Annotated in this window: 12 protein-coding genes and 1 rRNA gene; 8 read left to right on the plus strand and 5 right to left on the minus strand. The window is 39.4% G+C overall.

Annotated features, from left to right (window positions below):
* The 5 genes from mnmE to rpmH form a co-directional block, all read right to left on the minus strand.
* The coding region (gene mnmE / locus AOQ70_RS02920) for a tRNA uridine-5-carboxymethylaminomethyl(34) synthesis GTPase MnmE (protein ID WP_059374809.1) at nucleotides 1–1,194 on the minus strand (1,194 nt) is incomplete at its 3' end.
* Nucleotides 1,195–1,595: 401 nt separating this feature from the next.
* Entirely contained in the window at nucleotides 1,596–2,219 is a 624-nt protein-coding gene (gene jag / locus AOQ70_RS02925) for an RNA-binding cell elongation regulator Jag/EloR (protein ID WP_039182938.1), read from the minus strand.
* Nucleotides 2,216–2,998 carry a YidC family membrane integrase SpoIIIJ gene (spoIIIJ, locus tag AOQ70_RS02930; protein WP_087976621.1) on the minus strand — a complete coding sequence of 261 codons (783 nt, stop codon included), beginning with the start codon at nucleotides 2,996–2,998 and terminating at the stop codon, nucleotides 2,216–2,218. The genes jag and spoIIIJ overlap by 4 nt, the downstream gene beginning before the upstream one ends.
* A 158-nt stretch (nucleotides 2,999–3,156) precedes the next feature.
* Nucleotides 3,157–3,516, minus strand: coding sequence for a ribonuclease P protein component (gene rnpA, locus AOQ70_RS02935; RefSeq protein WP_008360906.1), 360 nt, complete (start codon nucleotides 3,514–3,516; stop codon nucleotides 3,157–3,159).
* 78 nt (nucleotides 3,517–3,594) lie between these two features.
* Nucleotides 3,595–3,729, minus strand: a complete 135-nt coding sequence (rpmH, locus tag AOQ70_RS19070; RefSeq protein WP_073208224.1) for a 50S ribosomal protein L34 — start codon at nucleotides 3,727–3,729, stop codon at nucleotides 3,595–3,597.
* 621 nt (nucleotides 3,730–4,350) lie between these two features.
* On the opposite strand from rpmH, the gene dnaA reads away from it, so the two are divergent.
* From dnaA to AOQ70_RS19650, 8 genes are all read left to right on the plus strand, one after another.
* The gene (gene dnaA / locus AOQ70_RS02940; protein WP_059374812.1) at nucleotides 4,351–5,691 is read left to right on the plus strand and encodes a chromosomal replication initiator protein DnaA; all 1,341 of its coding nucleotides are present in this window, start codon (nucleotides 4,351–4,353) and stop codon (nucleotides 5,689–5,691) included.
* A 196-nt stretch (nucleotides 5,692–5,887) separates the two neighbouring features.
* The gene (gene dnaN, locus AOQ70_RS02945) at nucleotides 5,888–7,024 is read left to right on the plus strand and encodes a DNA polymerase III subunit beta (RefSeq protein ID WP_039175825.1); all 1,137 of its coding nucleotides are present in this window, start codon (nucleotides 5,888–5,890) and stop codon (nucleotides 7,022–7,024) included.
* A 150-nt stretch (nucleotides 7,025–7,174) separates the two neighbouring features.
* The gene (gene yaaA / locus AOQ70_RS02950) at nucleotides 7,175–7,390 is read left to right on the plus strand and encodes a S4 domain-containing protein YaaA (protein ID WP_008360916.1); all 216 of its coding nucleotides are present in this window, start codon (nucleotides 7,175–7,177) and stop codon (nucleotides 7,388–7,390) included.
* 16 nt (nucleotides 7,391–7,406) lie between these two features.
* Nucleotides 7,407–8,519 carry a DNA replication/repair protein RecF gene (recF, locus tag AOQ70_RS02955; protein WP_024424075.1) on the plus strand — a complete coding sequence of 371 codons (1,113 nt, stop codon included), beginning with the start codon at nucleotides 7,407–7,409 and terminating at the stop codon, nucleotides 8,517–8,519.
* 17 nt (nucleotides 8,520–8,536) lie between these two features.
* A complete protein-coding gene (remB, locus tag AOQ70_RS02960; RefSeq protein WP_039175827.1) occupies nucleotides 8,537–8,782 on the plus strand; it encodes an extracellular matrix regulator RemB in 246 nt (81 codons plus the stop codon).
* Between the two features lie 57 nt (nucleotides 8,783–8,839).
* On the plus strand, nucleotides 8,840–10,756 hold the full coding sequence (gene gyrB / locus AOQ70_RS02965) for a DNA topoisomerase (ATP-hydrolyzing) subunit B (RefSeq protein WP_024424077.1): 1,917 nt from the start codon (nucleotides 8,840–8,842) through the stop codon (nucleotides 10,754–10,756).
* A 232-nt stretch (nucleotides 10,757–10,988) separates the two neighbouring features.
* The gene (gyrA, locus tag AOQ70_RS02970; protein ID WP_039175829.1) at nucleotides 10,989–13,493 is read left to right on the plus strand and encodes a DNA gyrase subunit A; all 2,505 of its coding nucleotides are present in this window, start codon (nucleotides 10,989–10,991) and stop codon (nucleotides 13,491–13,493) included.
* Nucleotides 13,494–13,858: 365 nt separating this feature from the next.
* Nucleotides 13,859–14,065: ribosomal RNA gene (locus AOQ70_RS19650) — 16S ribosomal RNA — on the plus strand; the annotation flags it as partial.

A 14,065-nucleotide genomic window follows, 5' to 3' on the forward strand; every position in this document is an offset into this window, starting at 1 on the left:
AATATGCCTTGTGTTACTTACATACGTTAAATCTCCACTTTCAATTGAACCCGTGAAGAATAGTGATTGAATCGCAATTTCAAGCTCATCAATCCCCTTTTCTTGTAATAATGATGTCGTAACCACCGGACGATCCTTCGCTAACTGCTTGACCTTTTCAATATCAAGCTTAGGCTCAAGATCTGTCTTATTCACGATCACGATGATATCCATGCCTGAGACGGCCTCAAATAATTTGATATCCTCTTCTGATAATTCCTCGCTATAATTGAGCACAAGTAAAATCAGGTCAGCTTCTTTTAAGACCTGTCTTGATCGTTCAACCCCTATACGCTCAACAATGTCCTCCGTCTCACGTATACCCGCAGTATCGACTAAACGAAGCGGTACACCTCTAACATTTACATATTCCTCAATGACATCTCTCGTTGTTCCAGGAATATCCGTTACAATCGCTTTTGTTTCCTGTACAAGACTATTCAACAAGGAAGACTTCCCAACATTCGGTCTTCCAATAATGACAGTGGATAAGCCCTCGCGAAGTATTTTCCCCTGTTGAGACGTCGTTAGCAGTGACTCAATTTCCTTTTTCACTGATGTTGCCTTTTCAACTAAGACACGATGCGTCATTTCTTCAACATCGTCATACTCAGGATAGTCAATATTGACTTCAACATGGGCCAAAGTTTCCAATATCTCGCCGCGCAGTCGTTTAATCAAACCGGAGAGGCGTCCCTCCATTTGAGTAATCGCTACATTCATCGCACGATCTGTCTTTGCGCGAATCAAATCCATTACCGCTTCAGCCTGTGAAAGATCAATTCTTCCATTTAAGAAAGCTCGTTTTGTAAACTCACCTGGCTCCGCTAATCTTGCTCCTTCTCTTAAAGCAAGCTGCAATACTTTATTGACCGTTACAATTCCGCCATGGCAGTTAATCTCAATAACGTCTTCTCTCGTAAATGTTTTTGGCGCTCTTAATACTGACACCATGACCTCTTCTATTACTTGCTCAGTGCTAGAATCCACAATATGACCATAATGAATCGTATGAGAATCCACCGATACAAGTTTTTTCTCCTTAGGACCTTTATACATCCGATCAGCAATCTGTACCGCATCCGGCCCGCTTAAACGAATAATCGCAATTGCTCCTTCACCCATCGGCGTAGAAATTGCTGCAATTGTATCCATCACTCATTCACCTCTTTCTCTACTGAATAAACAGTCTGTTATCTATTAAATGGACAATGTCCATCTCTATATCAAAAACGCTTAATCCAAAATTTAAAGATACCATAAATGAAAGCGAAGTGAAAGTATCCCATATCTAATTATCCACAGCTTTGCATCTTATCTATTTTAACACTTAACTTATCCACATGTGAATAACGACGTTTGAAACTTGTCTTCACATCTTACACCTAAATCCAATAAATTTAAACGCCCTGACCCCTTTACTTACTTGTTAAAATGGCGTTTTACACTCATATCTCACACTTAATTTTTAGAAATAAAGGATGAATCATCTATAAAAAGCAATTTTTCAATAAAAAAAGACTAAAATCCAGCTTTGCTGAATCTTAGCCTTTCTGCTATTTTTTATACAACACCACAACATGACGCTTGCTGCCTGTATCTTCAGATGCCGTTGCAAGTTCTTTAGAGAATGCAGCAATCGCATCATGGACAATTTTTCGTTCATTCGAAGGCATTGGTTCTAAATGAACCTTTCTCTTCGTTTTTAAAACCCGATTTGCTGTTTTGACGGCATATTGTTCAAGTGCTTCTTGTCGTTTCTTCCTATAATCGCCAATATCAATTGTTATATGATGATACTGATCAGAATAACGATTAAACACTAGCTGTACCAACGTTTCTAAAGAGTACAATGTTTGGCCTCTTTTTCCAATCATTAATGACGTTTTATCTCCATCAATGTGGAAAGAAATCTTTTTCGGTTCCTGTTTGGAAATAATCTTTGCTTTAGGATCAATAGACTTAACAATTTTATCTAAATACTGTGTAGCTAATTTAAGTGCATTTATCTTTTCTACTAACTTGACCACAGCTTGTCTTTTACCAAATAATCCTAAAAACCCTTTATTTCCTTCATCTACTATTGTGATTTCTACTTCTTCTTGTAGTAGCTGAATTTGTTTAAGTCCGGAATCTACTGCTTCTTCGATAGTACGACCGACAGCAGTTATTTCCTTCATTTTTTATTCCCGCCAGCTTTTTCTTTTGTATCTACTTTTACTTGAGGTGTTTTAATCACCAATGTTTGAATGATCATGAAAATGTTACCTACAACCCAGTACAATGAAAGTGCTGCTGGGAAACTAATTGCAAACACAACGATCATAATCGGCATCACCCATAACATGATAGCCATTTGAGGGTTGTCCGAAGGATTTCCAGCCATCATCAGCTTTTGCTGAATGAAAGTAGCTACACCCGCAATAATCGGTAATAGGAACAATGGATCTGGGCTGCCTAAGTCAAACCATAAGAATGTATGCTTTTTAATTTCTGCTGTTCTCATAATTGCATGATAGAAACCAATAAGGATTGGCATTTGAATTAAAATTGGGAAACAGCCTGCTAACGGATTGACGCCATTTTTTTGAAAAAGGGCCATTGTTTCCTGCTGAAGCTGCTGCTGTGTTTTTTGATCTTTAGAGCTATATTTTTCACGAAGCTTTTTCAATTCAGGCTGTAATGCTTGCATCGCTTTTGTACTTCTTAACTGTTTAATCATTAATGGTAAAATAAGCAAGCGAATTAGCAGTGTCACAATAATAATCGCTACACCATAGTTTTCACCAGTTAAGTTTGCCATGTACGTGATTAATTGAGATAGTGGGTAAACAATATAAGAATTCCAGAATCCCTTACTATCTGATGTAATTGGTTCATTGATCTGTGTACATCCTGCCAATAAAACCAATACGCCAATCAAGCTAAATATTAGTAATAATCGCCTTTTCAACAAGATTCCTCCCATTACTTCAAACTTTATTTAAGTTGGAATTGATTAAGAAAGTGACTCACCTAATCAGTATGGTAACATTTTTTCTTTGCAAAGTGGTGGTTACATTTTAATTCACTAGATGAAGGAAGCGCTTTTAAAAATTGATTCAACGAAAGTTTCTATTACGAAGACTTTTTCGGTTGTTGTTGATAAACAGCGGATTTTCTAAATAAATGTTGGAGAGACTTCTTTGTTTCTTCAAAGGTCAATTCACTCGCTGGTTTTCGTGCAATGACTATGTAGTCTTTTTCTTGCTTTAACTTATGACCTTCCTCTAAAAACACCTGACGGATCAGTCGTTTAATTCGGTTTCTTATCACTGCATTACCAATCTTCTTACTGACGGACAATCCTAAACGCAGTTCATCTTGATTTGGCTGATCCAGCTGGTAAATAACGAATTGGCGATTTGCCATTGATTGACCTTTTTTGAACACCTTTTGAAACTCTTCATTTTTTTTTAGCCTGTTTCGCTTCTTCATGTTTTCTTCCACTCCGATAAAAACTGACAGTTCATTTACGATTTTATGTAAAAAAGACCACTGACATTATTCAGTGGCCTAAGCTGATAATTTTTTTCTACCTTTGCTGCGGCGTCGCTTTAAAACTAGACGTCCGTTTTTAGTACTCATACGGCTGCGGAAGCCATGAACTTTACTACGCTTACGGTTATTTGGTTGAAACGTTCTTTTCATTTATGACACCTCCCTGAGGAATAGCTGTTTAAGACAGTCTAACTCATTATATTTGTGTAACCCATCGATTGTCAATATCAATGATAAAACTCTTATTATCAACCTTATAAGCATAACATAAGTTATCAAACGAAGAAACCTTCTTTTTTAGTTTCCAGCATTTTATTCTTTTTTTCCTCCTAAAAGACCTTCAAAACATGGATGTGGATATTTTTCCAGCATATTTAGACTATCCACACCCATTATCGACATTTTTTTCACACAAATAACCGATGTGGATAATTATTTTTCAACAGGATGTAAAGTGTGTGGATAAGTTTGTGACACCCATTGCACCATCTTGTTTATTTTGATATTATATTTGTGTTTTAACTCTTAATTACTTATCTGGCCCATTTATATTATCCACAATTTGTGGATAACCTGTGGAAAGTTATTACACAGCCTGTTGAATTGTTTATCCACAGCTTGTGTAATTTGTCGAAAAGACGTTTTTCTACTATATTAATTGTTTTCAACAATGTATGTGCACGAATGGTGATGACCATTTGCTCTTTTTCGTGTTCTATAACAGTTTGATACTGGTCATTTTAATAAAGAAAAGGAGGGGGGAGAGGCCTTATGGAAAATATTTTGGATCTGTGGAATAAAGCACTTCAAAAAATAGAGACAAAATTGAGCAAACCCAGTTTTGAGACATGGATGAAATCGACAAAAGCCCATTCTCTTCAGGGAGATACGCTTACAATTACGGCACCAAATGAATTTGCTAGAGATTGGCTCGAGTCAAGATATCTTCACTTAATTGCTGATACCATCTATGAACTAACAGGTGAAGAGCTCAGCATTAAATTTATTATTCCTCAAAATCAGGACGAAGAGGAAGCCATGCCAAAGTCTCCAATCAAAAAAATGTCTAAAGAAGAGCCTGTTGACATTCCACAAAATATGCTGAATCCAAAATATACATTTGATACTTTTGTTATTGGTTCAGGCAACCGTTTTGCTCATGCCGCTTCACTTGCAGTCGCGGAAGCACCAGCAAAAGCATATAACCCGCTTTTTATTTATGGGGGCGTTGGTTTAGGAAAGACTCACTTGATGCATGCGATTGGTCACTATGTGATCGACCATAATCCATCAGCCAAAGTGGTCTATCTATCATCTGAAAAATTTACTAATGAATTTATCAACTCAATCCGAGATAACAAAGCTGTCGACTTCCGTAACCGTTATCGGAATGTAGACGTGCTTTTGATAGATGATATTCAATTTTTAGCAGGAAAAGAACAAACTCAAGAAGAGTTTTTCCATACATTCAACACACTTCACGAAGAAAGTAAGCAAATCGTCATTTCTAGTGATCGGCCTCCGAAAGAAATTCCGACACTTGAAGACAGATTGCGCTCTCGATTTGAATGGGGCTTAATTACAGACATTACCCCGCCAGATCTAGAAACACGTATCGCAATTCTGCGCAAAAAAGCAAAAGCAGAAGGCTTAGATATTCCAAATGAAGTCATGCTTTACATTGCCAATCAAATCGACAGCAATATTCGTGAGCTGGAGGGTGCTTTGATTCGTGTCGTTGCTTACTCATCTTTAATTAATAAAGACATTAATGCAGATCTAGCAGCTGAGGCACTAAAGGACATCATTCCTTCATCGAAGACAAAGGTCATTACAATTAAAGATATTCAAAGAATCGTAGGGCAGCAATTTAATATTCGATTAGAGGATTTCAAAGCGAAGAAACGTACGAAGTCAGTTGCTTATCCAAGACAAATTGCCATGTACCTCTCTAGAGAAATGACCGATTCCTCTCTGCCTAAGATCGGAGAAGAATTTGGCGGTCGTGATCATACGACTGTCATTCATGCTCATGAGAAGATTTCGAAATTAATCGTTGAAGATGAACAGCTTCAGCAGCATGTCAAAGAGATCAAAGAACAATTAAAATAACCAAGCTGATATAATGAGTACGGGAAAATGTGAATAACTAGAGCATAGTCATACACAGTCTGTCCACATGTGGATAGGCTGTCTTTCCTTTCTTTTTCTCGACTTATCCACATATTCACAAGCCCTACTATTACTTCTACGATTTTTATTAATAAAATATATATACATGTCATTAAGAAAATTTAGGAGGACCACTATGAAATTCACGATTCAAAAAGATCGTCTTGTCCAAAGTGTCCAAGATGTATTAAAGGCCGTATCCTCTAGAACAACGATTCCTATTTTGACAGGGATTAAAATTGTTGCGTCTGATGAAGGAGTTTCTCTAACAGGAAGCGATTCTGATATCTCAATTGAATCTTTCATTCCTCAAAGAGATGGAGATTTAGAGGTTATCACCATTGATCGTCCAGGAAGTATTGTGCTTCAAGCCCGCTTCTTTAGTGAAATTGTAAAGAAACTGCCTATGGCTACTGTCGAAATTGAAGTAGAACAAAACCACCTGACCATCATCCGCTCTGGTTCAGCAGAATTTAACTTAAACGGCTTAGATGCTGAAGAATATCCGCATCTTCCACAAATTGAAGAGCATCATGCATTTCAAATTCCGACAGATCTGCTTAAAAACTTAATTCGTCAAACTGTTTTTGCAGTGTCCACCTCAGAAACACGACCTATCTTGACAGGTGTAAACTGGAAAGTTGAAAAAGGTGAATTAATATGCACGGCGACGGATAGCCACCGTCTTGCTTTAAGAAAAGCGAAGTTAGATATTAACGAGGAAAGTTCGTATAATGTCGTGATTCCTGGGAAGAGTTTAACAGAGCTAAGTAAAATTCTTGATGATGGACAAGATCTTGTGAGCATCGTCATTACAGAAACACAAGTTCTTTTTAAAGCACAAAACGTCCTGTTCTTCTCAAGATTGCTGGATGGTAATTATCCAGATACAGCTCGTCTGATCCCGCAAGAAAGTAAAACGGATGTCGTGGTCAACACGAAAGAGTTCCTTCAAGCCATTGATCGTGCATCACTTTTGGCAAGAGAAGGACGTAATAATGTCGTGAAACTATCAGCTGATCCTGAACAAAGCCTTGAAATCTCTTCTAATTCGCCTGAGATCGGTAAAGTGGTGGAGACGGTTCAAGCAGATGATATTAAAGGGGAAGATCTTAAAATCTCCTTCAGTCCAAAATATATGCTGGATGCGTTAAAAGTATTAGAGGGAACCGATATTCATGTAAGCTTCACTGGTGCAATGAGACCGTTCCTCCTACGTACGCCGAATGATGATTCTATCCTGCAATTGATTCTTCCGGTAAGAACGTATTAATTCAATCTAAAATGGCTGCTGTGTGAGTGCACAGCAGCTTTTCTTCTCGTTTTCCATGCTTTCTTTCATCCCAGTTCGCTTTCCCCCTTTCCTTCTTGTCTTGTTTTTTAGTACAATTAGATATTAGTGATATTGAAAGAGGTCGATACAATGCCTAATCTTATAACCATTGAAACAGAAATGATTACATTAGGGCAGTTTTTGAAATTAGCCGAAGTCATCCAATCTGGCGGAATGGCGAAATGGTTTTTAAGTGAACATGAGGTGTTCATTAATCAAGAGCCAGATAATAGACGGGGACGCAAACTATACCCAGGAGATGTTGTCGAGATAGAAGGTTACGGCACATTTCAAGTTGTGAATTAGAAACGGGTGACAATACATGTACATTCAAAGTCTGGCGTTAACTTCATACCGAAATTATGAACACACCGAGCTTCAATTCGACAATAAGGTGAATGTCATGATCGGTGAGAATGCCCAAGGTAAAACGAACTTGATGGAAGCGATCTATGTATTGTCGATGGCAAAGTCTCATCGTACGTCAAATGATAAAGAACTTATCCGATGGGACCAAGACTATGCTAAAATAGAAGGTAGAGTCATTAAAAAAAATGGTCCACTCCCAATGCAGCTCGTGATCTCAAAAAAAGGGAAAAAGGGTAAGGTCAATCACATTGAACAACAGAAGCTCAGTCATTATGTTGGTGCGTTAAACACCATCATGTTTGCGCCAGAGGACTTAAGTCTTGTGAAGGGCAGCCCGCAAATCCGCAGAAGATTTCTCGACATGGAGATTGGACAAGTTTCTGCTGTCTACTTGCATGATTTATCGCTCTATCAAAAAATCCTCTCTCAGCGTAATCATTACTTGAAACAATTGCAGACAAGAAAGCAAACGGATCAAGCGATGCTGGAGATTTTAACAGAGCAGTTGATTGATGCGGCAGCGAAAGTTGTCAAAAGACGACTGACTTTTACGAAACAGCTCGAAAAATGGGCGCAGCCGCTGCATTTTGGGATTTCTAGAGAGCTAGAAACACTCACGCTCCAATACCAGACGGCAATAGAGGTATCAGAAGCGTCAGACTTGTCGAAAATAAAGAATAGCTATGAAGAATCGTTTCAGAAACTAAGAGAGAGAGAAATAGACCGAGGGGTGACACTGTGGGGACCTCACAGAGATGACCTGCTTTTCTTTGTAAATGGTCGGGATGTTCAGACATATGGCTCTCAAGGGCAGCAAAGAACAACAGCTCTTTCACTAAAGCTGGCAGAAATTGATCTGATACATGAAGAAATCGGAGAATATCCTATTCTTCTACTTGATGATGTGTTATCTGAACTTGATGATTACAGACAGTCTCATTTGCTCCATACCATTCAAGGACGTGTCCAGACCTTCGTCACTACAACAAGTGTTGAAGGTATCGATCACGCCACCTTGAAAGAAGCGGAAATTTTCAGAGTAGCCAGTGGAAAAGTAATTGACTGATAAATGAGGTGTGAGTCTTGTATATTCATTTAGGTGATGATTGTGTTGTTTCTACACGAGAGATTGTCGCAATTGTTGATTACAAAATGAGGTCGTCTTCTGTTGTAGAAGAGTTTCTACAAAAACAAGAGAAACAGATCATTTCGTTATCCCAAGGGACACCCAAATCCATTGTCGTCACAACTGAATCTGTTTATTACTCTCCTCTTTCCTCAAGCACGCTCAAAAAACGTGCTTCGTTTGTGATTGAAATTGAAGTCTAAAAGCTCAATTCATATAAATATATCGTTTAAGAAAAGTGTAGGTGAATGTACGTGGCAATGGAACAGCAACATAATAGTTATGATGAAAATCAGATACAGGTGCTTGAAGGACTAGAAGCTGTTAGAAAACGTCCAGGAATGTACATTGGGTCAACCAATGCAAAAGGACTTCACCATCTTGTATGGGAAATTGTCGACAACAGTATTGATGAAGCATTAGCTGGTTATTGTACAGACATTACAGTGCAAATTGAAAAAGATAACAGCATTACAGTAAAAGATAATGGCCGCGGGATTCCTGTTGGGATTCATGAGAAAATGGGGCGTCCTGCCGTAGAGGTCATTATGACTGTTCTTCACGCTGGTGGTAAATTCGACGGCAGCGGTTATAAAGTATCAGGCGGTCTGCATGGTGTAGGGGCATCTGTTGTAAATGCATTATCTACTACTTTAGACGTGACTGTATACCGTGACGGAAAAATTCATTATCAGCAGTTCAAACGCGGCGTTCCAGTGGGAGATTTAGAGGTTATTGGTGAAACAGATGTAACCGGGACAACCACTCACTTTGTGCCAGATCCAGAAATTTTCACGGAAACCATTGAATTTGATTACGATACACTTGCCAACCGTGTTCGTGAGTTGGCTTTCTTAACAAAAGGTGTAAACATCATCATTGAAGACTTGCGTGAAGGCAAAGAGCGGAGAAATGAATACTGCTACGAAGGCGGTATTAAGAGTTATGTAGAACATTTAAACCGCTCAAAAGAAGTTGTTCACGAAGAACCTGTTTATATCGAAGGTGAGAAAGACGGAATCACGGTTGAAGTGGCATTACAATACAACGATTCCTATACAAGCAATATCTATTCCTTCGCCAACAATATCAACACGTATGAAGGCGGAACACACGAAGCTGGCTTTAAAACCGGTCTAACGCGTGTCATCAATGATTATGCTCGTAAAAATGGCGTATTCAAAGATGGGGATGCGAATTTGAGCGGTGAAGATGTGCGAGAAGGCTTAACAGCCATTATCTCCATCAAACATCCAGACCCTCAATTCGAAGGACAAACGAAGACAAAGCTTGGGAACTCAGAAGCGAGAACCATTACTGACTCCCTTTTCTCAGAAGCACTAGAGAAATTCTTGCTTGAAAATCCTGATTCTGCGAAGAAAATTGTGGAAAAGGGACTGATGGCGGCTCGTGCAAGAATGGCGGCCAAAAAGGCTCGTGAGCTGACAAGACGTAAAAGTGCGCTGGAAGTCTCCAGCTTACCTGGGAAACTTGCGGACTGTTCTTCAAAAGATCCATCCATCTCTGAGCTCTATATTGTAGAGGGAGATTCTGCGGGCGGATCTGCTAAGCAAGGCCGTGATCGTCACTTCCAAGCGATTTTACCGTTAAGAGGGAAAATCCTAAACGTAGAAAAAGCTCGTCTAGATAAAATTTTATCGAACAACGAGGTTCGTTCAATGATTACAGCGTTAGGAACTGGAATCGGAGAAGACTTTACTTTAGAGAAAGCACGCTATCACAAAATTGTGATCATGACAGATGCCGATGTGGATGGAGCACATATTCGAACGCTGCTCTTAACATTCTTCTATCGCTACATGCGTGAAATTATTGAAAACGGTTATGTGTATATTGCGCAGCCGCCTTTATATAAAGTGCAGCAAGGAAAACGTGTGGAGTACGTGTATAACGATAAACAGCTGGATGAGCTGTTAAAATCACTTCCTCAAACACCAAAGCCTGGACTTCAGCGTTATAAAGGTCTTGGAGAAATGAATGCTGCTCAGCTTTGGGAAACAACAATGGACCCTGATGCGAGAACACTTCTTCAAGTCACACTTGAGGATGCGATCGATGCTGATGAGACATTTGAAATGCTGATGGGAGATAAAGTAGAGCCGAGACGAAACTTTATCGAAGAAAATGCACAATACGTGAAAAACCTTGATATTTAGATAGATCCCTCCTGAGAACAACCTTATTTCTTGTTTGGAATAAGGTTGTTTTTCAAGAAATAGGGGCGTGTAACGAATGTCCTGGTTTTCCGTGTTTTCGTTGATTTTCTAGTAAATAAATGTGTATAAAGCCGAGATTATTGATATAATGGAGAATAGTCTTGTGAAGATAAATACATATTTTACTCCCACATAATTTATTTCATGTGATACGTAAAGGGAGGTTCTTATAGTGAGTGAACAACATACACCAAATGTACGCGAAGTAAATATTAGTCAAGAAATGCGTACGTCCTTTTTAGATTATGCAATGAGTGTTATTGTTTCGCGTGCATTACCAGATGTGCGAGATGGATTGAAGCCCGTGCATCGAAGAATTTTGTATGCGATGAATGACCTAGGTATGACAAGTGATAAACCATTTAAGAAATCTGCACGTATCGTTGGGGAAGTTATCGGTAAGTACCACCCTCACGGTGACAGCGCTGTATACGAAGCGATGGTTCGGATGGCGCAAGATTTCAACTATCGTAATATGCTGGTTGAAGGTCATGGAAACTTTGGTTCTGTCGATGGAGACGGTGCAGCGGCAATGCGTTATACTGAGGCGCGTCTATCTAAAATTTCAATGGAAATCCTGCGTGATATCACCAAGGATACGATTGATTATCAAGATAACTACGATGGCAGTGAAAGAGAACCAATTGTCATGCCAGCTCGATTCCCGAACTTATTAGTCAACGGGGCAACAGGTATCGCTGTAGGGATGGCCACCAACATTCCCCCTCACCAGCTAGGTGAAGTGATTGATGGGGTACTTGCGATTAGTCAAAACCCAGAAATGACAACACAGGAACTAATGGAGATCATTCCAGGACCAGATTTCCCAACTGCGGGACAAATCATAGGCCGAAGCGGAATTCGCAAAGCATATGAAACAGGCCGGGGCTCTATTACATTACGTGCAAATTCTATTATCGAAGAAACATCCAGCGGTAAGCAGCGGATTGTCATCAATGAAATTCCATATCAGGTCAACAAAGCCCGTTTGATCGAAAAAATCGCTGATCTCGTGCGCGATAAAAAGATTGATGGCATTACAGATCTGCGTGACGAGTCTGATCGTAATGGAATGCGGATTGTGATTGAACTGCGAAGAGACGCGAACGCCCACGTTCTATTAAACAATCTTTATAAACAAACGACACTCCAAACGTCATTTGGGATCAACTTATTGGCACTAGTTGATGGACAGCCGAAAGTCTTGTCCCTCAAACAATGTCTTGAATATTATCTAGAGCATCAAAAAGTGATCATTCGCAGAAGAACAGCATATGAACTTCGTAAAGCTGAAGCAAGAGCTCATATTCTAGAAGGTTTGAGAATCGCTCTTGACCATTTAGATGAAGTCATTGCATTAATTAGAAGCTCTCAAACTGCTGAAATTGCGAGAAATGGCTTAATGGAGAACTATAGCTTGTCCGAAAAACAAGCACAGGCCATTCTTGATATGCGTCTTCAGCGCTTAACTGGTTTGGAAAGAGAAAAGATAGAAGAAGAATACAAAGGACTTGTTGATTTGATTGCTGAGTTGAAAGCCATTTTAGCAGACAATGAGAAAGTTCTTGAAATCATTAGAGAAGAATTAACAGAAATCAAAGAACGTTTCAATGATACGCGCCGTACTGAAATTGTGACGGCAGGTATTGAAACAATTGAAGACGAAGATTTGATCCCTGTTGAGAATATTGTGATTACGCTGACTCATAATGGTTATATCAAGCGTCTGCCTGCATCAACATACCGCAGCCAAAAAAGAGGCGGTAAAGGTGTTCAGGGCATGGGAACCAATGAGGATGATTTCGTAGAACAGCTGATTTCAACATCTACCCATGATACGATCCTCTTCTTCTCTAATAAAGGGAAGGTCTATCGTGCGAAGGGATATGAAATTCCTGAATTCGGACGAACGGCGAAAGGGATTCCGATTATTAACCTGCTTGAAGTAGAAAAGGGAGAGTGGATTAATGCCATTATTCCAGTAAGCGAATTTGATGAAGATTCGTATCTCTTCTTTACAACAAGACACGGCGTATCAAAACGAACATCATTATCTCAGTTTGCCAACATTCGAAACAATGGACTTATCGCATTAAGTCTTCGTGACGAAGATGAACTGATGGCTGTCCGTTTAACCAATGGAGAAAAACAAATCATCATTGGTACGAAAAAAGGTATGCTGATTCGTTTTGACGAGACAGACGTTCGTGAAATGGGACGTACGGCAGCTGGCGTGAAAGGAATTACGCTTTCAGAGGATGACATCGTCGTTGGGATGGAAATCCTTGAGCCAGATGCAAACGTATTGATCGTAACCGAAAAAGGATATGGTAAGTTAACACCTGAAAAAGAATACCGTGTTCAAAGCCGGGGCGGTAAAGGTCTTAAAACATGTAAAATCACTGATAACAATGGTCCGCTTGTCGCAGTGAAGGCAACAAATGCTGAAGCTGAAGAGGACTTGATGATTATTACAGGAAGCGGCGTGATCATTCGTATGGCCGTTTCAGACATTTCAACAACAGGTCGAGTCACTCAAGGTGTCCGCCTGATTCGTCTTGGTGATGATGAACATGTCGCTACAGTGGCATTAGTTGAACAATCACAAGAAGATGATGAAGAGAATAGTGAAGAAAACGTAGAAACTATAGAGTCAGATCAAGAGCAATCTGAGTAAAAATAAAGCCGGTTCTTCACCGGCTTTATTTTTTTCTAAAAAAACATGAGTTTTTTTGAAATTTATAATGCTTTTTTCATAGATATGTGTTAATCTTTCAAAGGAGCAAAAAGAGGCTCTATTTTTTATCTCTTTTACAGTGGAAACTTCTTAAAAAAATAAAATGTTTTTTAAGAAAAATGTTGACTGTTGGTAGAGATATATGATATATTTAAGTGGTCGCTTTGAGAGAGTGACACACAAGTTCTTTGAAAACTAAACAAGACAAAACGTACCTGTTAATTCGAGTTTTATAAAAAAATCCTATGATACTTCATAGGTAGTCAGTCAAACGCTGACGAAAAACAAAACTTCGGTTTTGTATTTTTTCGGAGAGTTTGATCCTGGCTCAGGACGAACGCTGGCGGCGTGCCTAATACATGCAAGTCGAGCGGACAGAAGGGAGCTTGCTCCCGGATGTTAGCGGCGGACGGGTGAGTAACACGTGGGTAACCTGCCTGTAAGACTGGGATAACTCCGGGAAACCGGAGCTAATACCGGATAGTTCCTTGAACCGCATGCGGTTCAAGGAA

Source organism: Bacillus sp. AM 13(2015) (genome assembly GCF_001518755.1).
Classification (GTDB): domain Bacteria; phylum Bacillota; class Bacilli; order Bacillales; family Bacillaceae; genus Bacillus; species Bacillus safensis.

Bases quoted from the DNA above. Each gene is read 5' to 3' on its own strand.
- jag (WP_039182938.1), bottom strand. From the start codon at position 2,219: ATGAAGGAAATAACTGCTGTCGGTCGTACTATCGAAGAAGCAGTAGAT.
- rnpA (WP_008360906.1), bottom strand. From the start codon at position 3,516: ATGAAGAAGCGAAACAGGCTAAAAAAAAATGAAGAGTTTCAAAAGGTG.
- rpmH (WP_073208224.1), bottom strand. From the start codon at position 3,729: ATGAAAAGAACGTTTCAACCAAATAACCGTAAGCGTAGTAAAGTTCAT.
- dnaA (WP_059374812.1), top strand. From the start codon at position 4,351: ATGGAAAATATTTTGGATCTGTGGAATAAAGCACTTCAAAAAATAGAG.
- dnaN (WP_039175825.1), top strand. From the start codon at position 5,888: ATGAAATTCACGATTCAAAAAGATCGTCTTGTCCAAAGTGTCCAAGAT.
- yaaA (WP_008360916.1), top strand. From the start codon at position 7,175: ATGCCTAATCTTATAACCATTGAAACAGAAATGATTACATTAGGGCAG.
- recF (WP_024424075.1), top strand. From the start codon at position 7,407: ATGTACATTCAAAGTCTGGCGTTAACTTCATACCGAAATTATGAACAC.
- gyrB (WP_024424077.1), top strand. From the start codon at position 8,840: ATGGAACAGCAACATAATAGTTATGATGAAAATCAGATACAGGTGCTT.